Below are 24,401 nucleotides of genomic sequence, written 5' to 3' on the forward strand. Positions count from 1 at the left end.
ATCAGTTTCGAACTGGTGTCCGGTACGGAGGCTGCCCGCACCCGAAAAGGAACGGACATGGCCACGCCCCACCCGACCCGTCCTGCGGCGATCACCGCCACCGGTCTGCGCAAGTCCTTCGGTGACAAGACCGTGCTCGACGGAATCGACCTGCACATCCCGCAAGGAACGGTCTTCTCCCTGCTCGGCCCCAACGGCGCGGGCAAGACCACCGCGGTACAGATCCTCTCGACGCTCATCAGCGCCGACGCCGGTGAGGTGCGGATCGCGGGCCACGACCTGAACCGCGAGCCGGAGAAGGTACGCGCCGAGATCGGCGTCACCGGCCAGTTCTCCGCCGTCGACCATCTCCTGACCGGCGAGGAGAACCTGCTCCTCATGGCCGACCTGTACGGATACGGCCGGCACGGGGCCCGGCGGCTCGCCGCGGACCTCGTGGACCGCTTCGACCTGGCCGAGGCCGCGCGGAAGCCCGCCGCCACGTACTCCGGCGGCATGCGGCGCCGGCTCGACATCGCGATGACCCTGGTCGGCGCCCCGAGCGTGATCTTCCTCGACGAGCCGACCACCGGCCTCGACCCGCGCAGCCGCCACGGCATGTGGGAGATCGTCCGCGAGCTCGTCGGCGACGGCGTCACCGTCCTGCTGACCACGCAGTACCTGGAGGAGGCCGACCAACTCGCCGACCGCATCGCCGTGTTGAGCGGCGGGAAGCTCGTCGCGGAAGGCACGCCCGGCGAGCTGAAGCGCCTCGTCCCCGGCGGTCACGTCCAGCTGCGCTTCGCCGACCTCGCCGCCCTGGAGGAGGCCGCGCGGGTTCTCGGCGCCGGCACCCGCGACGAGGACGCCCTGACCCTCCAGATCCCCGGCGACGGCAGCGTGAAGTCCGTCAAGGCGGTGCTCGACCCGATCGAGGCCGCCGAGATCGAGGTCGAGGGAGTCACCATCGACGCCCCCGACCTGGACGACGTCTTCTTCGCCGTGACCGGCCGCCCCGACAGCGAGAAAGCGACGACCCGATGACCGCCTCCGCCACCACGTCCGCCTCTGCCACCACGTCCGCCTCCGCCACCACGTCCGCCACGGCCCCGGCCGTCACCCGCCTGCACCGGCCCGCCCGACCCTCGGCGCTGCGCAACTCCTTGACGATGCTGCGCCGCAATCTCCGCCACGCCCGCCGCTACCCGGCCATGACGATCAGCCTGGTCGGCATGCCCCTCGCCATGCTGCTGCTCTTCAACTACGTCTTCGGCGGCGCGATGTCGGCCGGCACGGGCGGTCAGGGGGCCGGCGACTACATCGACTACCTCGTCCCCGGCATCCTCCTGATGGCCGTGGGCTCGGGCGTCCTGCCGACCACGGTCGGCGTCTGCACCGACATGACCGAGGGCATCGTGGCCCGCTTCAGGACCATGCCGATCAACGGCCCCTCGATCCTGACCGGCCGGGCCGTGGGCGCGGTCCTCCAGACGCTGGTCAGCATCGTGTTCGTGCTCGGGGTCGCCTTCCTCGTGGGTTTCAGGACGGGCGCCGAACCCGTCGAGTGGCTCGCCGTCGCGGCACTCCTCACCCTCATGTGCACCGCTCTCACCTGGGTCGCGGTCGCCCTCGGCCAGCTCGTCGGGGCGCCGGAGTCGGCCAGCAGCATCGCCCTGCCCTTCTCCTTCCTGCTGCCCTTCCTCAGCAGTGTGTTCGTGCCGCTCGACTCGATGCCGGACTGGCTGCGCCACTTCGCCGAGTGGCAGCCCTACACCGCCTTCACCGAGACCCTGCGCGGACTCCTGAACGGTGGCGAGATCGGCAAGTTCGGCCCGCTGGCGGTGGGTTGGGGCCTCGCGCTCGCCCTGCTCGGCTACGTCTGGGCGCGTTCGCTCTTCCGGCGCGACGCCACGCGCTGAGCCGCTTCCGGCCGGAGGCTGTGGGCCGGGTGCCGTGTACCGGGTGCCGCGTGCTGGGGGTCGCGCGGGGGACGGTGGGGTGCGGGCCGTGCGGCGAGAGTGCCCCGCACCCCACACCCCGCACCCCACGGCCGACGGATGTGTCAGAGGTATAGACAGCGCTTTCCATACCTTGGTACACCCATGTCGCATGACGCCCACCCGCCGCACATTTCTCGCCGTAATCGCTTTCGGAACCGCCGGAGCCCTGATGCCGATCCTCCCGTCCCAGGCGTACGCGAAGGAGGGTGACGACGAGTTCGACGCACTCCGGCGACGCTGGCTGGAACTCTCCCTCGGCACCGGCTACGACCCCGCCACGGAGCCGTACGCCACCCGCCTCAAGGAGACCGGCGACCTCGCCCGCACCTTCCGCGGGGCCATGGCCCCGGCCGCCAAGTCCCTGTGGCCCGACGCCCCGTTCGACCCGCCGGCCGGCGTCACCCTGAGCTTCAGCAGGCTCTGGACGATGACCCAGGCGTACGTCTGCGAAGGCACCGGGTCGACGGGCGACAGCGGACTCCTCGCCGACGTCCTCCGCGGCTTCGACCACGTGCTCTCCACCGTCTACAACCCCTCCACCACCCGCTACGGCAACTGGTGGGAGTGGCAGATAGGCAGCCCCCGGCTGCTCATGGACATCGTCGCGGCCCTCCATGACGAGCTCGGCGCGGACCGCAGGGACAAGGCCTGCGCAGCCGTCGACCACTTCGTGCCCGACTCCGCCATCGGCGACTACACCGGCACCTCCACCGGCGCCAACCGCGTCGACCTGTGCCGCTCCGTCGTCCTGCGCGGCATCCTCGGCAGGAACCCGGCGAAGGTGGCCCTCGCCCGCGACGCCCTCTCGCCCGTCTTCCCCTACGTCACCAAGGGCGACGGCCTCTACGAGGACGGCTCCTTCATCCAGCACACCTGGATCGCCTACTCGGGCACGTACGGCCAGGTCATGCTCGACGGCCTCGGTCGCCTCTTCGCCCTGCTCGACGGGTCGACGTGGGCCGTCACCGACCCCAAGAAGCAGATCATCCTCGACAGCGTCGAGCGGGCGTACGCGCCCCTGATCGTCGACGGCCTGATGATGGACAGCGTCAACGGCCGTGCCATCAGCCGCGGTTACCTCAAGGGCGACGACCGCAAGATCATGCGCAGCGACCACTTCCACGGGCAGGGCCTCATCGCCGCCATGGCGCTGCTCGCGGGCGGTGCGAGCGCGGCCGAGCGGGAGCGCTGGCACGGCCGCATCAAGGGCTGGATCGAGCGGGACACCGTCACTCCCGTCCTCACCGCCCGCCAGCTCGGCGTCGCCGACCTGGCACGGCTGCACGCCGTGGCCCACTCCCCGGTGCGGGCCACGCCCGAGCCGGTGGAGCACCGGCTGTTCCCAGCCATGGACCGGGCCGTGCACCGGCGCCCCGGCTTCACCGCGAACCTCTCCATGGCCTCGGAGCGGATCTCGTACTACGAGTGCGGCAACGGCGAGAATCCGCGCGGCTGGCACACCGGCGCCGGAATGCTCTACTGGTGGGCCGCGGGCAAGGGCGGCGACCAGTACACCGACTGGTTCTGGCCGACCGTCGACCCCTACCGGCTGCCCGGCACGACCGTCTCCACCAAGCGGCTCGCCGACAAGGCGGGCGGCGAGTGGGGCGCGGCCCGGCCCGCCGCGGCCTGGGTGGGCGGCGCGAGCGACGGCGAGTTCGCGGCCGTCGGCCAGCACGTCAAGGGCCTCGGCTCCACGCTCGAGGCCCGCGCCTCCTGGTTCTGCGTCGCCGACGCCGTGGTCTGCCTGGGCGCCGGGATCAACGCCGCCGACGGGGTCCCGGTCGAGACGGTCGTCGACAACCGCAACCTGGGCGAGGCCGGCACCGCCGCCTTCACCCTGGACGACCGCGCGCGGCCTCGCTGGGCCCACCTCGAAGGGCATGGCGGCTGGGTCTTCCCCGGCGGCACGTCCGCCTTGGAAACCCTCCGCGAGGACCGCGCCGGAGCCTGGTCCGACATCAACACCACCAGCTCGACGGAGCGCAGGACCCGGCGCTGGCAGACCCTGTGGCTGGACCACGGAAAGGACCCCACGGACGCTACGTATGCGTATGTCCTGATGCCCGGCGCCTCGCGCCGCACCCTGGAGGCCCGGGCGGCCGACCGCCGCTGGTTGTCGGTCCTCGCCAATTCGGCGCGGGCCCAGGTCGTCGCCGTCGACTCACTGGGGCTGACCGCGGCGAACTTCTGGCAGGCGGGCAAGGCCGGGCAGCTCGCCGTCTCCGCACCCGCGAGCGTGCTCGTCCGGCGCCGGGGACGACGCGCTACGGTGCATGTGAGCGAACCCCCGCGCACCGGAGAATCCCTCGAATTCACCTGGAACCGGCCCGTGTCCCGAGTGCTCGGCAAGGACCCCTCGGTCGAGGTGCTCGCCACCGGCCGCTCGCTGCGGCTGCGGATCACGCCGGGGAAGGCCTGCGCGAGCCACCGGTGTGAGGTGTCTCTCAGCTGACGGGGAGCCCCGGAAAGCCACCGCAACACGATCCTTTTGTGGAACCCCTACAGCGGTGGAGCGTCTGAGCCGTCACTTCTTCATGGCTGTCACGCTCTTCTGTTCGGGGGTGCCAGGAAAACGGCCCGGAGACTGTACAGAGTCGACGGTCCGTTTCCCCAGGGGCGCTCCGTAAGGTCGCTACATGACCGTTTTGGACGAGACCGCTTCCTCTGGAGGCGAGCCCACCGACTCGCGCGGACGCGTGGCCGAACTGCACGAGATCCGTGCGGAGGCGCTGCGCGGGCCGAGCGAGAAGGCGACCGAGGCCCAGCACGCCAAGGGCAAGCTGACCGCGCGCGAGCGGATCGAGCTGCTCCTTGACCCGGACTCGTTCAACGAGGTCGAGCAGCTGCGCAGGCACCGGGCCACCGGCTTCGGCCTGGAGGCCAAGAAGCCCTACACCGACGGTGTCATCACCGGGTGGGGCACGGTGGAGGGCCGTACGGTCTTCGTCTACGCGCACGACTTCCGGATCTTCGGCGGCGCGCTGGGCGAGGCGCACGCCACGAAGATCCACAAGATCATGGACATGGCCATCGCGGCCGGTGCCCCGCTGGTCTCGTTGAACGACGGGGCGGGTGCCCGTATCCAGGAGGGTGTCTCGGCGCTGGCCGGCTACGGCGGCATCTTCCAGCGCAACACGAAGGCGTCCGGCGTCATCCCGCAGATCAGCGTGATGCTCGGCCCGTGCGCGGGCGGCGCGGCCTACTCGCCGGCCCTGACCGACTTCGTGTTCATGGTCCGTGAGACGTCGCAGATGTTCATCACCGGCCCGGACGTGGTCCGTGCGGTGACGGGTGAGGAGATCACGCAGAACGGTCTGGGCGGCGCGGACGTGCACGCCGAGACCTCGGGCGTGGCGCACTTCGCCTACGACGACGAAGAGACCTGCCTGGCCGAGGTCCGCTACCTGATCTCGATGCTGCCCTCCAACAACCGGGAGAACCCGCCGGCCCACGCATCGCAGGACCCTGCCGGGCGCCGTTCGGAGGTTCTGCTCGATCTGGTTCCCGCGGACGGCAACCGGCCCTACGACATGACCAAGGTCATCGAGGAGCTCGTCGACGACGGCGACTACCTTGAGGTCCACGAGCGCTGGGCACGCAACATCGTCTGCGCCCTGGCCCGCCTGGACGGCCAGGTGGTGGGCATCGTCGCCAATCAGCCGCAGGCGCTGGCGGGTGTGCTGGACATCGAGGCGTCGGAGAAGGCCGCCCGCTTCGTGCAGATGTGTGACGCCTTCAACATCCCGATCCTCACCCTCCTGGACGTCCCCGGCTTCCTGCCGGGTGTGGACCAGGAGCACGGCGGGATCATCCGGCACGGAGCCAAGCTGCTCTACGCGTACTGCAACGCGACGGTGCCGCGGATCTCGCTGATCCTGCGCAAGGCCTACGGCGGCGCGTACATCGTGATGGACTCGCAGTCCATTGGCGCGGATCTGACGTATGCGTGGCCGACGAACGAGATCGCGGTGATGGGTGCCGAGGGCGCAGCCAATGTGATCTTCCGGCGGCAGATCGCCGCTGCCGAGGACCCCGAGGCGATGCGTACGCGGATGGTCAAGGAGTACAAGGCGGAGCTGATGCATCCGTACTACGCCGCCGAGCGGGGTCTGGTCGACGATGTCATCGACCCGGCCGAGACCCGTGAGGTCCTGATCAAGTCCCTGGCGATGCTCCGCAACAAGCACGCCGACCTGCCCTCGCGCAAGCACGGCAACCCCCCGCAGTAGCAGCACCCCCGCCCCCGCCCCGCGCCGCAGTAGCCCACAAGGAGAACGCCGCAGATGAGTAACCCCGACATTCGCGTCGAGAAGGGCCACGCCGAGCCCGAGGAGGTCGCGGCCATCACCGCGATCCTGCTGGCCCGCGCCGCCGCCCAGCCCGCCGCCCCCGCGCGCCGAGGCCGCGACAAGGCCGGCTGGCGTCGGCTGGAGCGGACCCCGGGCTTCCGGGCGCCGCACAGCTGGCAGGGCTGAGTCTTTCGGCTCCGCTGCCTTCCGGGCCCCGTTCTCCTTCGGGAGGGCGGGGCCCGTGCGCGTTCCTACCGGGTGTTGGCGGGGTGGGGGTGGCCGTCGGGCGTGCGGCAGTTCCGGATCCCGCAGTGGGGGCGGGGCTCGACGTCGGGCGGCAGGACGCAGCCCGTCAGGGAACGGAGCCACCGCGGGAAGGCGCCGCGCAGTGGGGCCCAGTCGCTGAGATCGTAGGAGGCGAGGTCCAGCCGCTCCACCTGCCCCACGTCGGCGATGCCGAGCGGCCCGCCGGTCCCGGCCAGTTCGAGTTCGTCCAGCTTGTGGAACCTGGCCAGCGGTCCCAGGTCGTAGCCGGAACCGAGATCACCCAGCTGCAGAGAGGTGAGGGTGCCGAGCGAGGCCAGCTCGGCCAGCGGCGGCGGAGCCGACCACGACGTCAGGGTCAGGAGTCGGAGTTCGGGCAGCTCCGCCGGATCAGGCGCGTTCCGGAGCCGGTCCCGCCCGTTCAGGCCCAGCACCCGCAGGTCCCGCTGTCCGCGCAGGGCGGAGAAGTCGACGTCGCCGCGCAGCTGGTGCAGCCACAGCCCCGCGAGCGGCGGCAGCTCGTCGAGGCAGCCCAGGTCCGAGGCGAAGGGGTAACGCACCGAGGCCCACTGGGCGTGCCTGAGCCGGGTGGCCGCCTTCCACTGCCCGGAGTGCCTGAGGGTCAGGCTGAGGACGTGGTCACCGTCCAGGGGCAGCTGCCGGAGCACCAGCTCCGCGTAGTCGTCCGGGTCGAAGTACTCCCAGGCATCCAGCAGCCGGGTGTGGACGGCCCACCTCGGGTCCGTGGCGTACACCGCCAGCCGGGCGAGCGCCGCGTCCCCGCCGATCCGCGCCGCCGTCATGACCGTCGCCTCCGCGGCGGCATCGCTCAGTCCGTCGAGCGTCTCCGGCAGCCGCCGCAGCAGGGGTGACCCCACCGCGGCCAGCGACGCGGCCTCCGAACGGCGCCGCGGCGGCACCAGCCGCACCACCGCCTCGTCGAGCAGGGCCGCGAGGCCGTCCGGCACCGTCGCCATCGTCTCCTGGCACGACGCGGCGACGAGCCGCAGCGTCCGCGCGTGCCGCTGCTCCTCGTCCGCCCGCTTCAGGATGCCGCCGAGCAGCTCCTCCTGCTGCGTACGGTTCGCGTGGCCCGCGGCCATCACCACCGTCTCCCGCCACAGGTCCAGATGGGCCCGCCCCACCAGGTTCCCGATCCGGTCCTCGACCGCGGCCTCCTGCGCCGCCAGGTACTCCTGGAACGTGCGGTGCAGGAAGTCCAGGCGGCCCTCGACGGGGGAGCGCAGCACCCCGGAGCGGTGCACGAGGTGGTCCAGGACGGCGGGGCCTTCGAGCCCGTCCAGATGCCGCATGGCCGCGAGCTTCGCCGTGACGTGGGACGCCGCCCGTTCGACGGTGATCTCGGTGCGGCTGTTGTCGGACAGGCGCCACGCCAGGTCCCGCAGCAGACAGAGCTTGTCCGTCAGGGTCAGGGGAGCGCGCAGGTCGCTGCGCACGCCCCGGTCCGTGTCCCGCTGCTGCACCAGGACCTCCAGGGTCATCCGGTACAGCTCCATGCGGTTGCGGGGCAGCTGGCCCCTGCGCGCCAGGTGCAGGGCACACAGCAGTGCCGCGAGCAGCGGGTTGGTGGCCAGGGCCTGGAGGTGCGGGCGGTCCTGGAGGCTGGTCAGCAAGGAACGCTCGTAGCGCGGCAGCTCTTCCGGCGGGCAGGGCAGCCCCGCGTCCTGCCCGTGCACCGCCTGATGCCACTGGCGGATGAAGGAGGCCAGGTCGGTGGGCGTCATCCGTTCCAGCTGCAGCGCGGTGAACCGCTCGGAGCGCAGCCAGTCCATCCGGGCCGCGGCGGGCCGCGAGGTGACCACGACGCGGGTGTCGGCGTAGAGGCGCAGCAGCCCCCGCAGCCAGTCGCGCACCCCGCGCCGCTCACCGGCGAGGAGCTCGTCCACGCCGTCCACCAGGAGCAGCACCCGCCCGTCGGCGAACGCCCGGTGCAGCCAGCCCTTCGGCATGAGTCCGCTCAGCGGCCCCGCCACCCGGTCCAGCATCGCCTCCGGGGAGGGCGGCGGCTCCCCGGCGTACCGGCGCAGCTTGACCAGGACCGGGATCAGGCCGTTCCACTCGGCGAGCGCACCGGTGAAGGTGCCGCGCGCCGCCGTCACCGCGAGCCACTGGAGCAGCGTGGTCTTCCCCGATCCGGCCTCGCCGCGCAGCAGCACCCTGGGGGAGCCCCGCAGTGCGGCCTCCACCCGCATGGTGGAGGACGGTCCGTCCTCGCCGGGCTCCCAGAGCCGTGCGCCGCTCCTGAGCACCGGCTTCGCCCGGACCCGGCCGAGGCCGCCGTCGTCCTCCGACGCCCGCAGGCTCACGTACGCCACCGACAGCCTGGTGCGTGGCGCCTGGTCGGCCGGGCCGAGCCCGAACAGCTCGATCTCGTCGAGGGTGCGGCTGATCAGGTCCAGGTAGTGGCGTCGGAACGCCTCGTCCTCGCGGGTTCCCTCCGGCGCGTAGAGCGAGCGGGCGGGCAGCCGTTCCAGGACCTTCTCCAGCTCGTCGCCCAACGAGGTCGTCCGCGCGAGCAGTTCGCCCACCGCCCGCTCGGTGAACACGGGCAGCCTGCGCAGGACGCGTACGTAGCAGTCGCAGCACTCGCCGAGCACCACCTCGTAGAGTCGCTCCTCGACCTCGCTGAAGCCGCTCGGCATCGGCACCGAGGCCCGTACACGCCGGGTCAGCTCGGCCGGGTCCGCGTCGGAACCAAGGACCGCCTCGTCCGAGAGGCCGGCTCGCGCGAAGGTGTCGACGACGGCTTGGAGGACCGCCTCCCTGCCGTGTTCCGTCAGGTCACGGAACTCGTGCTCCAGGAGCGGCTGGACACGACCCGCCACCGCGTCGGCTATCTGCTCGAACTGCCGCTCGACGCCACGGCGTGCCCGCAGCCCCGGCACCCGGACCCGGATCAGCTCGCCCATGGGGGCGCGCGCCTGCTGCTCGCGTTCCTTGGGGGCGAGCCAGAGCCGCACCGCGCGCGTCGCCACCGCTCCGCCCAGCCTGATCGCCGCTGCCTCAGCACTCATGTGCGCATTGTGGGCGAACGCGCCGACGGGCGGGGTCCGTTCCGCCGTAAAGCGGTACGCGGACCCCGCCCGCCGGCGGGTTCAGCAGAGGGGGCGGCGCGGGTGTCCCCGCGCCCGAGGGCCGGCCGGCTAGCGGAGCCGCGCCATCAGCGCGTGCTCGACCAGGGTGATCAGCGCGCTCTTCGCGTCCGCGCGGTGGCGTGCGTCGGTCGTGATGATGGGGGTGTCCGGGCCGATCTGCAGCGCCTCGCGCACCTCGTCGGGCGTGTACGGCTGGTGGCCGTCGAAGCCGTTGAGGGCGATGACGAAGGGCAGCCCGGAGTTCTCGAAGTAGTCGACGGCGGGGAAGCAGTCGGCGAGCCGCCTCGTGTCGACCAGGACGACCGCGCCGATCGCGCCACGGACCAAGTCGTCCCACATGAACCAGAAACGGTCCTGCCCCGGCGTACCGAAGAGGTACAGGATGAGGTCCTGGTCCAGGGTGATGCGACCGAAGTCCATGGCCACCGTCGTGGTGGTCTTGTCCCCGGTGTGGGTCAGGTCGTCGATGCCCGCGGACGCGGACGTCATGACGGCCTCGGTGCGCAGCGGGTTGATCTCAGAGACCGCCCCGACGAACGTGGTCTTGCCCACGCCGAAGCCGCCCGCCACCACGATTTTCGCGCTGGTGGTGGAGCGGGCTGTTGCTCCGCCGCTAGAGCTTGCGAAGTCCACTGAGCACCCTTTCGAGCAGTGTCACGTCTGGCTGGCCGCCGGCGGTCTCGTCGCCGCCGGGCTGATGGATGGCGACAAGTCCGGCCTCCGCCAGGTCGGCGACGAGGATCCGGGCGACGCCGAGGGGGATCGAGAGCAACGCCGAGATCTCGGCGACCGACTTGATCTCCCGGCACAGGTTGCAGATGCGCTGATGCTCGGGCAACTGGCCCTGCAACTGGTGCGGTTGTGCGGTGGTGTGCACCAGTGCCTCGATGGCGAGCTGGTAGCGCGGCCTGGTGCGGCCACCCGTCATGGCGTACGGGCGCACCAGGGGGTTGTTCGCCGACCCCGCGGGCGCCGGTTCGGGGGCGCGCCGCTGGGGCTGAACGGGCTGGATACGGGGCGCGTGCGCCGGTGTGCCCTGGTCGTACGGGCGCGGCCCGGGCTGCTGCGGCGGGGCGTACGGCTGGCGGCGGTGGCTCGGCGCGGAGGGGAAGTTGTACCGGTTCGGCCCGCCGTCGTGCTGGCCACCCTGGCCGTGACCAGGGGACCAGTTCGCCGAAGACGAACCGTCTTGGGGTGTTGCCACGTTGCTTCCTCCTCCAACTGTGCCGGGCACCATCACTGTGGAGCCGCGTCCCGAAACCTTACGGCCCCGGCACGCGAAAACGCACCGTCTGTCTGTTAGTTGAGAAGGCTCCCCTGGAGCTCCGCGCGCAGGTCCGGAGTGAGGACCGTGCCCGCACGATCGACAAGAAGTGCCATTTCGTACCCAACGAGACCGATGTCCGCATCCGGGTGGGCGAGAACGGCGAGCGAGGAGCCGTCGGAGATGGACATGATGAAGAGAAATCCTCTCTCCATCTCCACAACGGTCTGGGTCACGGAGCCGCCCTCGAAGATCCGGGAGGCCCCGGCGGTCAGCGAGGTCAGACCCGAGGCGACGGCCGCGAGCTGGTCGGCGCGGTCGCGCGGGAAGCCTTCGGACATCGCCAGAAGGAGTCCGTCGGCGGAGACCACCACCGTGTGGGACACCCCGGGGGTGTTGTCCACGAAGTTGGTGATCAACCAGTTCAGGTTCTGCGCCGCCTGGCTCATCGGGCTCACACTAACGCTCCTGGTTGTAGGTGCTATCAGGGCTGAAGCCCTGGCCATTCGTGTCACTGCCTGCGCTGCGTCCCCGCTGGACGCCGCGACGCAGGTTGCTCAGCCTGCCCCGCACGTCCTCGGGGTCGCGGGAGACCTGGGGGCCGCCCTGCGGTGTCTGCTCCGCGGTGCCCTCGACCAGGTTGGCCTTGGGAACCCGCCGGGGGAGCCCGGACGAGGTGACCCCGCCCGCCTTCGGCTCCTTGAGGCGTTCGGCCCGCTGCCAGCGCTCGTCGTTCGACGAACGCCAGTCGTCCCGGCCCTCGCTCTCGGCGGGAGAGCTTCCGTTCTCGTTCCCTCCAGAGGAACCCCTGCGGGGCAGGCCCGCGTCGGTCATCTCGTGGACGACGGACGGAGTCGGTCCAGGCCGGTCGAAGCCTACGCGCTCGGCGTCGGCCTCGTGGCCCGCCTGCGCAGATTCCGCTTCCTGGCCGTACTCCTGCTGATAGCCCTCATTGCCGGGCCAGTCGTCCTGATGGGACCGCTCCGGATAGGCGATCTGCGGGTCCTGATAGCCGTCCTGGGCAGGCTGGCCGTGCTGCGGCTGCCGGCCGTGCCGGGTCTGCTCCTGGTCCGCGTAGTACGCCTCGTTCGCGTACTGCTGCCCGTCGCCGTACCCGTCCTGCGCGTACTGCGGGGTGGCGTACTGGCCGGTGGTGTACGGGTCGTTCTCGTACGCCCCGCCCTGGTCGTAGCCGCCCTGCTGCGCGTAACCCTGCTGCTCGTACGCACCGTGACCGGGCTGCGACTGCTGCTGCGGGTCGACCTCGTCGCGGAAGAGCGGACGGTGGTCGCCGGGCTGGTGGGCCTGCGCCTCCAGCGCCGCACGGCGCTCCTCACGCATCAGCGAACGGCCGACCGGGTCGAGGTCCGGCTGCGCCTCGCCGCCGTCACCGGGGTAGCGGGTGTCGTCGAAGCCCAGCTCGGCGGCCGTGCGCAGCGGCTCGGGCGCCAGGGACTGCTGCTCCGGGATGATCGAGGAGACGGTGAACTCGGAGTCGTGCCCCGCGTGGTCGCCGCCACCGCCGTGCGTGATCGCGTCCGGCAGCATGACCAGCGAGGTCGTGCCCGCCTGCTCGCCCGAGGGGCGCAGCTGGACGCGGATGCCGTGCCGGTCGGAGAGCCGCCCGACCACGAACAGGCCCATGCGCTGCGAGATCGCGGCGTCCACGGTCGGCGGGTTGGCCAGCTTGTGGTTGATGTCCGCGAAGTCCTCGGCGGTGAGGCCGATGCCCTTGTCGTGGATCTCGACCATGATGCGGCCGTCGGGCAGCCGGGTCGCGGTGACGCGGACCTTGGTCTGCGGCGAGGAGAACGTGGTGGCGTTCTCCAGGAGCTCGGCGAGCAGGTGCACGAGGTCGGTCACGGCCAGGCCGTGGATCTCGGCCTCCGGTACGCCGGAGAGCTCGATGCGCTCGTACTGTTCCACCTCGGAGGAGGCGGCGCGCAGCACGTCGACCAGCGGGACCGGCTGGTCCCAGCGGCGGCCCGGCTCCTCGCCGGAGAGGACCAGCAGGTTCTCGCCGTTGCGGCGCATGCGGGTCGCCAGGTGGTCCAGGCGGAAGAGGCTCTCCAGCTGGTCCGGGTCGGCCTCGTTGTTCTCCAGGTCGGTGATGAGGGTCAGCTGGCCCTCGATCAGCGACTGGTTGCGGCGCGAGAGGTTGGTGAAGATCGCGTTGATGTTGCCGCGGAGCAGGGCCTGCTCGGCGGCGAGCCGGACGGCCTCGCGGTGCACCTGGTCGAAGGCGCGGGCGACCTCGCCGATCTCGTCCGTGGACGTGATCGGGATGGGCTGGACGCGGGTGTCGACGCGGCCCGGGTCGGTGCGCGAGAGCTGGTCGACCAGCATCGGCAGGTGCTGCTCGGCGATGCCGAAGGCGGCGGTGCGCAGCTTGCGCATCGCGCGGGACATCTGGCGGGCCATGAGCCCGGCCAGGATGAAGGCGGCGAGCAGCGCGAGGACCACGATGGCGCCGGTGATGTAGGCGTTGCGCTGCGCGGTGGCGGCGATGTCGGACGCCTCGTCCACGGCCTTGTCGGCGAGGTCCGACTCGATGGTGCGGTACGCGTCGAACTTGGCGGTGGTCGTGGCCCACCAGGCCTGACGGGTGATGCCCTTGCCGGCCAGCTCGACGCGGGCGCTCGGCTGGGTGCTGGCGAGACCGGCGATGCCGGCGACCATCTTCTCCTGCGAGGGCGGCGGCACGAACGCCTTGCCCTGGGCCTTCGCGGCGGCCGCGGCCTCCTTGGCCTGCTTCTCGCCGGCGGCCGTCAGCTCCTTCTTGGCGTCCTCCAGCTTGGCGACGTCCTCGGGAGTGCCACCGCCGGTGTACTCCTCGACGGCGATGCGCTCGAGGTAGGCGTAGGAGGAGAGGGAGGTGCGCTGCAGCGTCAGCGAGCCGTTGCCGGGGCCCGGCTTCACCAGGAGGTGCGAGCCGATGGAGCGCTGCAGGGAGAGCGCGGCCTTGGAGAGGGAGATCGCGTAGACCGTGCGGCCGTAGCTGGTGATGTTGCCGGTGCCCAGACCGAGCTCGTTGGCGAACTCCATCAGGGGGTGCTGGATGGCGACGTAGCCCTCTTCGGTCTGCACGCCCGGGAGCTTGGTGGTGTACGCGGCCTGGCGCAGCGGAGCCAGCTTCGGCTCGACCTTGTGGAAGCCGTCGAGCCGGCGGTTGAGGCCTTCCTTGTCCGGCATCTTCTCGGCGGCGGCCTTGAAGTCGGCGGCGGCCCGGTCGGTGGCCTTGCGCGCCTTGACCACAGCGGGGTCGTTCCGCTTGCCGGCCAGGAGCGGAGCGGCGGAGATGTCGCGCTCCTCGATGAGACGGTTGCCGTAGTCGAGGGAGGCCCGCACCAGCCGGGCGGTGTTCTCGGCGTCCTGGGCCTCGTTCCAGGTGTCGATGGAGCCCTTCACCTGGAAGCCGCCCATGACCAGGCCGACCAGCACGGGTATGAGCAGGATCGCGTTCAGCCGGGTCGGTACGCGCCAGTTGCGGGGGGACATCCGTCCACCGGAGGAGGGCGCGGAGTCGCTGCCGGGCGCGGCGGCCGCCGCGGCCGTGTCGACGGGGGACGCCGCTGTGCGCGGCGGCGGGGTGAAGTTGCCCCGTGCGTCCCCGGTCGGGGATGCCGCGGGACTCGGCTTGCTTCGCCTCACTCGACCAACAACCTCTCGGCGGCGGCACTCACGTCGTGCCGCTGTCGTCTCCAAGGCCCGTGCTACTGGGCAGTTCAGCGCATTCCAGCACGTCAGGGGCTGCTCTTCCAAACACCGGGAAGCGCGGCTTCCACGTGGTGTAAGCCTCAGATAAATCGGTCAAAAAGAGCGAGCCCCGCCAAAAGACGGGGCTCTTGTGAGCGCAGCGACACCAGGTGACCGCGATGTGTGGCGGTCACCTGGCAATTCTCTGTCGAAACGTTATGAACACGGCCCGCGACCGTGTCAAAGGACACAGATCGCTCCGGGTGTACTACGGCAACTGCCGTACGGACCTGCCTACTTGAGTCGTGCCATCAGTGCGTGCTCGACCAGCGTGATCAGGCCACTCTTTGCGTCTGCACGGTGTCGGGCATCGGTCGTGATGATCGGCGTACCCGGGCCGATCTGCAGTGCCTCGCGCACCTCGTCGGGCGTGTACGGCTGGTGGCCGTCGAAGCCGTTGAGGGCGATGACGAACGGCAGCCCGCTGTTCTCGAAGTAGTCGACGGCCGGGAAGCAGTCGGCGAGACGGCGGGTGTCCACGAGCACGACCGCGCCGATCGCGCCACGGACCAGGTCGTCCCACATGAACCAGAAACGGTCCTGGCCGGGCGTACCGAAGAGGTACAGGATCAGGTCCTGGTCCAGGGTGATGCGTCCGAAGTCCATGGCGACGGTGGTCGTCGTCTTGTCCCCGGTGTGGGTCAGGTCGTCGATGCCCGCGGAAGCGGACGTCATGACGGCCTCGGTGCGCAGCGGATTGATCTCGGATACCGCCCCGACGAACGTGGTCTTGCCCACGCCGAAGCCGCCCGCCACCACGATCTTCGCGGAAGTGGTGGAACGGCCGCCGCCGCTAGAGCTTGCGAAGTCCACTGAGCACCCTTTCGAGCAGTGTCACGTCAGGCTGGCCGCCGGCGTTCTCGTCCCCGCCGGGCTGGTGAATGGCGACGAGGCCGGCCTCGGCCAGGTCCGCCACGAGGATCCGGGCCACACCGAGCGGCATCGACAGGAGCGCCGAGACCTCGGCCACCGACTTGACCTCGCGGCACAGGTGGCAGATCCGCTGGTGCTCGGGGAGCAGCCCCATCAGCTGGGCCGGGTCGGCCGTGGTGCTCACCAGCGCCTCGATGGCGAGCTGGTAGCGGGGCCGGGTCCGGCCGCCGGTCATCGCGTAGGGACGCACCAGCGGCTGGTCGCCCTCCATTCCGTACGAAGCGTCCCCGTACGGGTTGTGAGAGGCGGTGGGCGGGGTCATGGATCCTCCGGGCGGGACAGCAGGTCATCTGCGTGTGCCGTCTGACAGAGCCGGTGGGGGCAGTGTGGCGGCCGGACGGTTGGTCAGTACGTTCGGTCGGTGGGGCGGCCGAAGGGGTAAGGCTTCGGAGCGTGCTCGGGGGCTAGTGGAGCAGGCTGCCCTGCAGCTCGGCGCGGAGGTCGGGAGTGAGGACGGCGCCCGCGCGGTCGACGAGGAGCGCCATCTCGTACCCGACGAGGCCGATGTCGCACTCGGGGTGCGCGAGGACGGCCAGGGACGAGCCGTCGGAGACGGACATGATGAAGAGGAACCCCCGCTCCATCTCCACCACGGTCTGCGTGACGGTGCCGCCCTCGAAGATCCGGGAGGCCCCCGCGGTGAGCGAGGTCAGCCCGGAGGCGACCGCGGCGAGCTGGTCGGCGCGGTCCCGGGGGAAGCCTTCGGACATGGCCAGAAGGAGGCCGTCGGCGGAGACCACGACCGTGTGGGACACCCCGGGGGTGTTGTCCACGAAGTTGGTGATCAACCAGTTCAGATTCTGTGCCGCCTGGCTCATCGGACTCAACTAACGCTCCTGCTGGTGAGTGGGGCGAGGGAAACTGCCGGTCTGGCCGGTACCGGCCTGGCGCCCCTGCTGGATGCCCCGACGGAGATTCGTCAGCCGGCCGCGTACCTCTTCGGGGGCACGCGAGACCTGCGGACCTGTGCTGTCCTGCTGTTGCTGGGCCGTGCCCGCGACCAGATTGGCCCGAGGGACGCGGCGCGGCAGTCCGGACGTGGTGACGCCGCCCGCGGACGGCTGCCGGACCCGCTCGGCCTGGCGGCCCAGCTCGTCATTGGGGGAGGAGCGCCAACCGGCGGGCATGCCCGCGCCGTTGGTGCCGCCCTGGCCCGAGGGTGCCGCGGCCGGGTCCTGGCGCTGGGGGCGCGAGGGAAGCGGACGCTGTGGCGGCTCGGGCGCCTGCTGGCGCACCGGCTCGGGGGCCTGGCGCCGCGGCGGCTCCGGGGCCTGCCCGCCCGGCTGCTCCTGCTGCGGCGCGGGCCGGTGCTGCTCCTGCTGCTGCGGGGCGGCCTGCTCGTTCTGCTGCTGGAACCAGTTGGTCTCCAGCGTGTCGAACAGCGGGGTACGCCCGTCACCGGGGCCGGCCGGGGGCAGGGGCTCGGGCTCGGTGGGCTGCAGGGGCTGGTGGTACTGCTGCGGCTGCTGCTGGTCGTGCTGCTGCTGGTCGCGCTGCGGCTGACCCTGCTGCGGCGCCTGACCCTGCTGCGGCGCCTGCCCCTGCTGCCCGGGCGTCTGCGGCTGCTGGGGGATGCCCTGGTGGGGGTCGCCCTGGCTCCGGCGCGGGGCCGGCGGGCGCGGCACGGTGTAGTCGGGGTTCTCCCGGCCGCCGCGCTGCGCGGCGCCGTTCGCCTGGTCCTGCCGGCTCTGCTGGGCCTGCCGGTCCTGCGCGGTCTGCTGGAACAGGGACGGTTCCCGCGGCGCGGACGGCCGGTCCTGGCGCGGTGCGCCCTGGCCGCCGAAGACGTCCGAGCGCACGAACTGGCCGGAGGCGTCGGTGGAACCGGTGGAGCCGGTGTCCTGCGGCGCCTGGGTGCCGGGCGGCGGTCCGTCGAAGTCCGGGCGGGCGAACTCGGCGGTGGAGCCGGGGCCCTGCCGGTCGTCGGCCGTGTGCAGCGGGAACTGCCCGGTGGTGTCGGCCTGCGGGAACTGGCCCGTGGACTCGTGCTCCTCGTGCCCGCGCGGGGTGTCGAAGGGCTCGCGCGAGACCTGCGGCTGCGCGTTCTCGTCGCTCCAGCTGGGCACGCGCTGCTGCGGGGAGTAGCCGTCGGACCCGCTCGGCGCGGGGTTGCCGCCGGGCAGCTCGGCACGCGGGCCGCCGCGGGGCGGCAGCTGAGGCCTGCGGCCCTGGCCCGACGCGTCCGCGCCGGCCGAGGGGTCGGGGTTCATGGCGTTCGTACGCTGCTGGGGCACCGGAGGCTGCTGCGCGTTGCCGCCGCGACCGCCCTGCGGCGCCTGCGGCTGACCGCCCTGCGGACGCTGCTGGCCGGTGTCGCGGGAGGGCAGCGCGGCGCGCGGACCGGAGCCCGCGACCTGCTGGCGCGGCGCACCCGCGCCGAGCAGCCCGGGACCGCCCTGGCCGCCGCCACCCGGGCCCGCGCCGCGGCCGGGGCCGCCGGGCAGCGAGGGTCCGTTGTTGCCCGCGCCGACACCGCGACGCGCGGCCGCGGCACCTGCCGAGGCCTGGGCCGCGGCGGGGCCGCCGGTCGGGGTGGGCGCACCGGGCTTGCCGGGCACCTTCTTGCCGCCCTGGGCGACATCGACGGGCAGCATGACCAGCGCGGTCGTGCCGCCGGAGTCGGACGGGCGGAGCTGGATGCGGATGCCGTGGCGCTGGGAGAGACGGCCGACCACGAACAGACCCATGCGGCGGGAGACGGAGACGTCCACGGTGGGCGGCGAGGCGAGCCGCTCGTTGATGGCCGCCAGGTCCTCCGGGGAGAGGCCGATGCCGGTGTCGTGGATCTCGATCAGCACGCGGCCGTCGGGCAGCGCGTGACCGGTGACCTTGACCTTGGTCTGCGGCGAGGAGAAGGAGGTCGCGTTCTCCAGCAGCTCGGCGAGGAGGTGCACGAGGTCGTTGACCACGCGCCCGGCGACCTCGGTCGTCGGGACCGCGGAGAGCTCGATGCGCTCGTACTGCTCCACCTCGGACGCGGCGGCACGCAGCACGTCGACGAGCGGGACCGGCCGGGTCCAGCGGCGGCCCGGCTCCTCACCGGCGAGGACGAGGAGGTTCTCGCCGTTACGGCGCATGCGGGTCGCGAGGTGGTCGAGCTTGAAGAGCGAGGAGAGCTGGTCCGGGTCGGCCTCGCGCGACTCCAGCTCGGAGATGAGCGAGAGCTGGCGCTGGATGAGGCCCTGCGAACGGCGCGAGAGGTTGGTGAACATCGCGTTGACGTTGCCCCGCAGGAGGGCCTGCTCGGCGGCGAGGCGGACGGCCTCGCGGTGCACGTCGTCGAAGGCCGCGGCCACCTGGCCGATCTCGTCCCGGGAGTGCACACCGACGGACTCGACGGAGGTGTCCACGTCCTGCGGGTCGGCCTCGGAGAGCTGCTTGACCAGCTCGGGCAGGCGGTCCTGGGCGACCTTGGTCGCGGTGTCCTGCAGCCGGCGCAGCGAGCGGATCATGGACCGGGCCACGACGAACGCGCCGACGAGCGAGACGCCGAGCACGAGCAGGATCAGCGCACCGTTGAGGATGGCCGACTGCTCCGACTCGTTGCGCAGCTCGCGGGCCTTCTGCTCCATCTCGCCGAGCAGCGTCAGCTCGATCTTGGACATCGCGTCGATCTTGGTGGTGTCGGCGTCGACCCAGTCCTTGTACGACCGCTTGTCCTGGAGCTTGATGCCGCCCTCCTGCTCGAGCACGCGCTTGGCGTACTCGTCGGCGGCCTTGACCGCGGGGTTGCCGCCGTCGATGGGCTTGGTCAGCTCGGCGGCGTTGCCCGCGTAGATCTTGCTGAAGGTCGTGAGCTCGGAGCGCTGCTTCTCGTTGGCGCTCAGGCCGAAGGTGCGGTCCGTCTCGGAGATCTTGCCGTAGTCGCTGTCGTTCGCCGGCAGGGCCGCGGCGATGATCGCGCGCTGGACGGACGCGTACTCCTTGGCGGAGGAGAAGGCGGCCAGCGAACGCGTGCGCTGGATCATCTCGGGGTTGCTGGTCGCCTGCGCCATGTCCTGCGAGAGCTTGAGGAGCTGCTCGACGAGCTGGCTGTAGGCCTCGACGGTCTGCGAGGTGGAGGCCTTGTCCGCGTAGGCCTCCTTGCGGACGTCGTTGATGCCGCCCAGCTGCTGGGTGATCTGGACGGCGCTGTGCCGGACGCCGAGAAGGCCCTTCTCGCCGTCGGTGTCATTCAGGTCCTGGGTGCTCTGCAGGAAGTTGCGGTAGACGCGGTCGGTCTTGTCGCGTGCGCCCTTGACCGTGTAGTCGGAGGCCTTCGCGCCGTGGGCCAGGGGGCCGGCCGACTTGTCGCGCTCCTCCTGGAGGGCGGCGGCCAGCTCGGTGGCCTGCTTGGTCATCTCCGTCAGCAGCTTCATGTTGTCGAGCTGCTGGATCTCGTCCAGGGACGAGTTGATGCGGAGTGCGCCGAGCGAGGTCGCGGTGATCACGGGGAGCGCGAGCAGCGAGACCAGACGGGTGGAGATGCGCCAGTTGCGCAGGGCTATTCGCGAGCCGGGACCGGTCGGCGTCTTGGCGCCCGCCGAACCCTTGCCCTTGCCCTTGGCAGGGGCGGCCGTCGGGCCGCCGCCCGTCGTGCCCTGGCGCGCGGCGCCGGGGCCGCTGTCGCCGGGCGTACCCGGTCCGGGGCCCTGGGCGTGCTGGGGCGAGGAGCCGCGCTCCGGCTCCGCCGGAGCATCCCCTCGGCCGCGGTCGGCCTGGGGAGACCCCTTGCCATCCCTCTTGAAACGTCCCTGCACTAGCGTCGCAACCTCTGGACCAGGCGTCCTGCCGGATGAACGGCGGGACGGTGTCGGCGTCGTGGGGCGGCGAGCGCCCCATGGGTGGTCGTGAGTGACCGGCGCTGCTCCCCCTTCCCGCCGCCACTCGGCGCTGCGTTGCGCCCCTGCGCGCCGGTTCGATCCCGCGGCGGTCCCGGGAATTCCAGCACAGTGCCGGATCTCCAACAAGGCCCGTGTGTCGCGGCACGACCTACGTGACACGGTGTGAGTGAGGGGTCACGAGACGTAGAAAGTGATCTAGTAAAAAACGGACCGATCCTTACAAAGCTCCTACCGATGGGGGGTGTCCCAGTCTTCATGATCAGGAGCGGAATGATGCCTTCAATGGCACAATGTCCGTTTCCGGAGGGCTGGCCCGTGCTGAGAATTGACCCTTTTGTCCGCTACCTCGTGAGCAAACTCACACGAAGATCATGGCGTCTTCCGGACTTTGGCCGGGAATTGGATGTTTAGCCTGACGCTTTACAGGGATGGCGAATCCGACAAGCCGCGTCCGATCAGAAGACGCCTGAACCGACAAGGTCCGAACAGCAGATGAAGACTGTGAAGTCGACGATGTTCCGCAACATAGCCAACCCGCGCCGCACCACTCTTGCGCACCTCACGGACGCGGACGAGTTCCAGGCCGCACCGGAGCTGCCGGAGCACGCGGCCGAGCTGCCGACGCAGACCGCCAACCCCAAGCGCACGATCCTCATGGTCGCTCCGGAGGGCTCCAGCCCGTCCGGCGTCTGAGGGCGAGGCCGCCGGACGGCCGCCGAGCGGCGATCGGCACGGGCGAAGACGCGGGGCCACGCACGGGAGGCCGTCGGCGGGCCGCAGGCCACCGCGTTAGCCTGGGGTGTCACTCCGCAACCACCTCAAGAGGCTAGAGCGTGCGCATCGCCAGGTTCTCCATCGACGGCAATGTCGGCTACGGCGTAGTCGAAGGGGAGGGCCCCGACGGGCTCGTCCTCGACATCATCAAGGGCATCCCGTACGCCGAATTCGAACGGTCCGGCACGAAGGTCCCGCTGAGCAAGGTGCGCCTGCTGCCGCCGGTGCTTCCGAACAAGATCGTGGCCTTCGGCCGCAACTACCGGGAGCACGCGGCAGAGCTCGGCAGTGAAGTGCCCGACACTCCCTTCGCGTTCCTGAAGCCGTCGACCTCGCTGGTCGGCACCGGCGACGCCATCACGTACCCCTCGTTCTCCGAGGAGCTGCACCACGAGGCCGAGCTGGCCGTGGTCATCGGCCGGATGTGCCGCGAGGTCCCGCGCGAGCGGGTCAAGGACGTGATCTTCGGCTACACCTGCGCCAACGACGTCACCGCGCGCGACGTCCAGCGCCGCGAGAAGCAGTGGGCCAGGGCCAAGGGCTTCGACAGTGCCTGCCCGCTCGGCCCCTGGGTGGAGACGGAGCTCGACCCGGGCGACCTCACCATCCAGTGCACGGTCAACGGCAACCAGCGCCAGCTCGGCCGCACCAGCGAGATGGTCAACTCCATCGAGGACCTGATCGTGAACATCTCCGAGGCCATGACGCTGCTCCCGGGCGACGTCATCCTCACGGGCACCCCGGCAGGCGTCGGGCCCCTCAACGTCGGCGACGAGGTCGCCGTCACCATCGAAGGCATCGGCACTCTCACCAACAAGGTGATCAAGCGTGGCTAACGCGACCCCCGTACGCGTACGGTTCTGTCCCTCGCCGACCGGCAACCCCCACGTGGGCCTGGTCCGCACCGCCCTCTTCAACTGGGCCTACGCCCGGCACAACGAGGGCACCCTGGTCTTCCGCATCGAGGACACCGACGCGGCTCGCGACTCCGAGGAGTCCTACGAGCAGCTCCTGGACTCGATGCGCTGGCTGGGCTTCGACTGGGACGAGGGCCCCGAGGTCGGCGGCCCGCACGCGCCGTACCGCCAGTCGCAGCGCATGGACATCTACAAGGACGTCGCCCAGAAGCTCCTGGACGGCGGCCACGCCTACCCCTGCTACTGCACCACCGAGGAACTGGACGCCCGCCGCGAGGCCGCCCGCGCCGCCGGCAAGCCGTCCGGTTACGACGGTCACTGCCGCGACCTGACCGCCGAGCAGAAGCAGGCGTACGAGGCCGAGGGCCGCAGCCACATCGTGCGCTTCCGGATGCCCGACGAGGCCACCACCTTCACCGACCTGGTCCGCGGCGAGATCACGGTCCAGGCGGAGAACGTCACCGACTACGGCATCGTGCGCGCCAACGGCGCCCCGCTGTACACGCTGGTCAACCCGGTCGACGACGCCCTGATGGAGGTCACCCACGTCCTGCGCGGCGAGGACCTGCTCTCCTCCACGCCCCGCCAGATCGGCCTCTACAAGGCGCTGATCCAGCTCGGCATCGCACAGAGCGTCCCCGAGTTCGGGCACCTGCCGTACGTCATGGGCGAGGGCAACAAGAAGCTCTCCAAGCGTGACCCGCAGGCGTCCCTGAACCTCTACCGCGAGCGCGGTTTCCTCCCCGAGGGCCTGCTGAACTACCTGTCCCTCCTGGGCTGGTCGTTCTCCGCGGACCAGGACGTCTTCACCATCCCCGAGATGATCGAGAAGTTCGACCTCGCGGACGTGAACTCCAACCCGGCCCGCTTCGACCTGAAGAAGGCCGAGGCGATCAACGCCGACCACATCCGCATGCTGGACGTGAAGGCCTTCGCCGAGGCCTGCGAGCCCTGGCTGCGGGCCCCGCACGCCAACTGGGCGCCCGAGGAGTTCGACGAGGCGGCCTGGCAGGCGATCGCGCCGCACGCGCAGACCCGCCTGAAGGTCCTCTCGGAGATCACGGCCAACGTCGACTTCCTGTTCCGCGCGGAGCCCGTCTTCGACGAGCCGTCCTGGACGAAGGCCATGAAGGAGGGCTCCGACGCCCTGCTGCGCACGGCCCGCGCCAAGCTGGAGACCGCCGACTGGACCTCCCCCGAGTCCCTCAAGGAGGCCGTCCTGGCCGCCGGCGAGGAGCACGGCCTGAAGCTCGGCAAGGCGCAGGCCCCGGTCCGCGTCGCCGTCACCGGCCGCACGGTCGGTCTGCCCCTCTTCGAGTCCCTGGAGATCCTGGGCCGGGAGAAGACGCTCGCCCGCATCGACGCGGCCCTGGCGAAGCTCACCGCCTAGCCCGGAGCGCCCGCGCGGCACCCACGAAGGACCCGGAAGCCGGGACGGCTCCCGGGTCCTTCGCCTACCGTCGGAGTCATGCCGGTCAAAGCCGTGGTCTGGGACGTCGACGACACGATCTTCGACTACGCGCGTGCCGATGCCACCGGCATGCACGCGCACCTCACCGCCGAGGGACTCCTGGAGCGGTACGAGTCCGCCGAGCGCGCCCTGACCCTGTGGCGGCGCCTCACCGAGCGCCACTGGGCCCGCTTCGGCGCGGGCGAGGTGGCCTTCGAGGAGCAGCGCCGCGACCGCGTGCGGGACTTCCTCGAACTCCCCGCCCTCTCCGACCCCGACGCCGACGCGTGGTTCTCGCGCTACGTCGGGCACTACGAGTCGGCCTGGTCGCTCTTCCCCGACACCGTCCCCACCCTGGACGCCCTCGCCGGCGACTACCGCCAGGCGGTCCTCTCGAACTCCGCCCTGGCCGTCCAGGACCGCAAGCTGAGCATCCTCGGCATCCGCGGCCGCTTCGAGACCGTCCTGTGCGCCGCCGAGCTGGGCTTCTCCAAGCCCGCGGCGGAGGCCTTCCTCGCGGTCTGCACGGCCCTGGGCCTGGAACCCGCCGAGATCGCCTACGTCGGGGACCAGCCGGAGACCGACGCGCGGGGCGCCAGGGACGCGGGCCTCCTCGGGATCTGGCTCGACCGCAACGGCTCGGCGCAGGACGGTCCGTCGGGCGTGCACCGCATCTCACGCCTCGCCGAGCTCCCCGCGTTGCTGCGCATGGATACCCGTTTTGGAGCGCCGTCCACCTTCGGGTAATGTTCTTCCTGCGCCGCCCGAGAGGGCCGAAAGGTCCGGCAGGGAAGCGCAAGTCAGAGAAAATCCCGCAAGGGGTTGCGCTTTGA

General features: G+C 71.1%; 18 protein-coding genes. 9 read left to right on the plus strand and 9 right to left on the minus strand.

Annotated features, from left to right (window positions below; all coding sequences use genetic code 11):
• Positions 1 to 57: 57 nt before the first annotated feature.
• The 5 genes from ACZ592_RS32390 to ACZ592_RS32410 all read left to right on the plus strand — a co-directional run bounded on the left by ACZ592_RS32390 (position 58) and on the right by ACZ592_RS32410 (position 6,457).
• Positions 58 to 1,023: an ATP-binding cassette domain-containing protein gene (locus ACZ592_RS32390; RefSeq protein ID WP_471585248.1), complete on the plus strand. Its 966-nt coding sequence runs from the start codon at positions 58 to 60 to the stop codon at positions 1,021 to 1,023.
• On the plus strand, positions 1,020 to 1,898 hold the full coding sequence (locus ACZ592_RS32395) for an ABC transporter permease (RefSeq protein ID WP_471585249.1): 879 nt from the start codon (positions 1,020 to 1,022) through the stop codon (positions 1,896 to 1,898). The genes ACZ592_RS32390 and ACZ592_RS32395 overlap by 4 nt, the downstream gene beginning before the upstream one ends.
• 190 nt (positions 1,899 to 2,088) lie before the next feature.
• Positions 2,089 to 4,434 (plus strand): polysaccharide lyase 8 family protein, encoded by a 2,346-nt coding sequence (locus ACZ592_RS32400; protein WP_471585250.1) that lies wholly within the window; start codon positions 2,089 to 2,091, stop codon positions 4,432 to 4,434.
• 184 nt (positions 4,435 to 4,618) lie between these two features.
• Positions 4,619 to 6,211: an acyl-CoA carboxylase subunit beta gene (locus ACZ592_RS32405; RefSeq protein WP_471585251.1), complete on the plus strand. Its 1,593-nt coding sequence runs from the start codon at positions 4,619 to 4,621 to the stop codon at positions 6,209 to 6,211.
• 54 nt (positions 6,212 to 6,265) lie between these two features.
• Complete coding sequence (locus ACZ592_RS32410) at positions 6,266 to 6,457, plus strand: acyl-CoA carboxylase subunit epsilon (RefSeq protein WP_471585252.1); 192 nt, start codon at positions 6,266 to 6,268, stop codon at positions 6,455 to 6,457.
• Between the two features lie 65 nt (positions 6,458 to 6,522).
• On the opposite strand, the gene ACZ592_RS32415 is transcribed toward ACZ592_RS32410, so the two are convergent.
• From ACZ592_RS32415 to ACZ592_RS32455, 9 genes are all read right to left on the minus strand, one after another.
• Complete coding sequence (locus tag ACZ592_RS32415) at positions 6,523 to 9,570, minus strand: NACHT domain-containing protein (RefSeq protein ID WP_471585253.1); 3,048 nt, start codon at positions 9,568 to 9,570, stop codon at positions 6,523 to 6,525.
• A gap of 129 nt (positions 9,571 to 9,699) precedes the next feature.
• Positions 9,700 to 10,284, minus strand: a complete 585-nt coding sequence (locus ACZ592_RS32420; protein WP_030361923.1) for a GTP-binding protein — start codon at positions 10,282 to 10,284, stop codon at positions 9,700 to 9,702.
• A complete protein-coding gene (locus ACZ592_RS32425; RefSeq protein WP_471585254.1) occupies positions 10,265 to 10,855 on the minus strand; it encodes a DUF742 domain-containing protein in 591 nt (196 codons plus the stop codon). The genes ACZ592_RS32420 and ACZ592_RS32425 overlap by 20 nt, the downstream gene beginning before the upstream one ends.
• Positions 10,856 to 10,950: 95 nt before the next feature.
• Positions 10,951 to 11,364: a roadblock/LC7 domain-containing protein gene (locus ACZ592_RS32430; RefSeq protein WP_055564496.1), complete on the minus strand. Its 414-nt coding sequence runs from the start codon at positions 11,362 to 11,364 to the stop codon at positions 10,951 to 10,953.
• A 10-nt stretch (positions 11,365 to 11,374) separates the two neighbouring features.
• Positions 11,375 to 14,566, minus strand: a complete 3,192-nt coding sequence (locus ACZ592_RS32435; RefSeq protein ID WP_471585255.1) for a nitrate- and nitrite sensing domain-containing protein — start codon at positions 14,564 to 14,566, stop codon at positions 11,375 to 11,377.
• A 339-nt stretch (positions 14,567 to 14,905) separates the two neighbouring features.
• Positions 14,906 to 15,484, minus strand: coding sequence for a GTP-binding protein (locus tag ACZ592_RS32440; RefSeq protein ID WP_471585256.1), 579 nt, complete (start codon positions 15,482 to 15,484; stop codon positions 14,906 to 14,908).
• Positions 15,465 to 15,866 (minus strand): DUF742 domain-containing protein, encoded by a 402-nt coding sequence (locus tag ACZ592_RS32445; protein WP_055564453.1) that lies wholly within the window; start codon positions 15,864 to 15,866, stop codon positions 15,465 to 15,467. The genes ACZ592_RS32440 and ACZ592_RS32445 overlap by 20 nt, the downstream gene beginning before the upstream one ends.
• A gap of 142 nt (positions 15,867 to 16,008) precedes the next feature.
• The gene (locus ACZ592_RS32450) at positions 16,009 to 16,422 is read right to left on the minus strand and encodes a roadblock/LC7 domain-containing protein (RefSeq protein ID WP_030787430.1); all 414 of its coding nucleotides are present in this window, start codon (positions 16,420 to 16,422) and stop codon (positions 16,009 to 16,011) included.
• A 9-nt stretch (positions 16,423 to 16,431) separates the two neighbouring features.
• Positions 16,432 to 20,343 carry a sensor histidine kinase gene (locus tag ACZ592_RS32455; RefSeq protein WP_471585257.1) on the minus strand — a complete coding sequence of 1,304 codons (3,912 nt, stop codon included), beginning with the start codon at positions 20,341 to 20,343 and terminating at the stop codon, positions 16,432 to 16,434.
• Positions 20,344 to 20,919: 576 nt separating this feature from the next.
• On the opposite strand from ACZ592_RS32455, the gene ACZ592_RS32460 reads away from it, so the two are divergent.
• From ACZ592_RS32460 to ACZ592_RS32475, 4 genes are all read left to right on the plus strand, one after another.
• Positions 20,920 to 21,120: a hypothetical protein gene (locus ACZ592_RS32460; protein WP_471585258.1), complete on the plus strand. Its 201-nt coding sequence runs from the start codon at positions 20,920 to 20,922 to the stop codon at positions 21,118 to 21,120.
• 140 nt (positions 21,121 to 21,260) lie between these two features.
• Positions 21,261 to 22,037: a fumarylacetoacetate hydrolase family protein gene (locus tag ACZ592_RS32465; RefSeq protein WP_471585259.1), complete on the plus strand. Its 777-nt coding sequence runs from the start codon at positions 21,261 to 21,263 to the stop codon at positions 22,035 to 22,037.
• Positions 22,030 to 23,508: a glutamate--tRNA ligase gene (gltX, locus tag ACZ592_RS32470; protein WP_471585260.1), complete on the plus strand. Its 1,479-nt coding sequence runs from the start codon at positions 22,030 to 22,032 to the stop codon at positions 23,506 to 23,508. Before ACZ592_RS32465 ends, gltX begins: the two co-directional genes overlap by 8 nt.
• A gap of 78 nt (positions 23,509 to 23,586) precedes the next feature.
• Positions 23,587 to 24,315 (plus strand): HAD family hydrolase, encoded by a 729-nt coding sequence (locus tag ACZ592_RS32475; protein WP_471585261.1) that lies wholly within the window; start codon positions 23,587 to 23,589, stop codon positions 24,313 to 24,315.
• Positions 24,316 to 24,401: the final 86 nt, after the last annotated feature.

This window comes from Streptomyces sp. NPDC040622, assembly GCF_055593965.1.

Excerpts from the sequence above, each read along its gene's own strand:
- ACZ592_RS32390 (WP_471585248.1), top strand. The coding sequence starts at position 58 with ATGGCCACGCCCCACCCGACCCGTCCTGCGGCGATCACCGCCACCGGT.
- ACZ592_RS32395 (WP_471585249.1), top strand. The coding sequence starts at position 1,020 with ATGACCGCCTCCGCCACCACGTCCGCCTCTGCCACCACGTCCGCCTCC.
- ACZ592_RS32400 (WP_471585250.1), top strand. The coding sequence starts at position 2,089 with ATGACGCCCACCCGCCGCACATTTCTCGCCGTAATCGCTTTCGGAACC.
- ACZ592_RS32405 (WP_471585251.1), top strand. The coding sequence starts at position 4,619 with ATGACCGTTTTGGACGAGACCGCTTCCTCTGGAGGCGAGCCCACCGAC.
- ACZ592_RS32410 (WP_471585252.1), top strand. The coding sequence starts at position 6,266 with ATGAGTAACCCCGACATTCGCGTCGAGAAGGGCCACGCCGAGCCCGAG.
- ACZ592_RS32415 (WP_471585253.1), bottom strand. The coding sequence starts at position 9,570 with ATGAGTGCTGAGGCAGCGGCGATCAGGCTGGGCGGAGCGGTGGCGACG.
- ACZ592_RS32430 (WP_055564496.1), bottom strand. The coding sequence starts at position 11,364 with ATGAGCCAGGCGGCGCAGAACCTGAACTGGTTGATCACCAACTTCGTG.
- ACZ592_RS32445 (WP_055564453.1), bottom strand. The coding sequence starts at position 15,866 with ATGACCCCGCCCACCGCCTCTCACAACCCGTACGGGGACGCTTCGTAC.
- ACZ592_RS32450 (WP_030787430.1), bottom strand. The coding sequence starts at position 16,422 with ATGAGCCAGGCGGCACAGAATCTGAACTGGTTGATCACCAACTTCGTG.
- ACZ592_RS32460 (WP_471585258.1), top strand. The coding sequence starts at position 20,920 with ATGAAGACTGTGAAGTCGACGATGTTCCGCAACATAGCCAACCCGCGC.
- ACZ592_RS32475 (WP_471585261.1), top strand. The coding sequence starts at position 23,587 with ATGCCGGTCAAAGCCGTGGTCTGGGACGTCGACGACACGATCTTCGAC.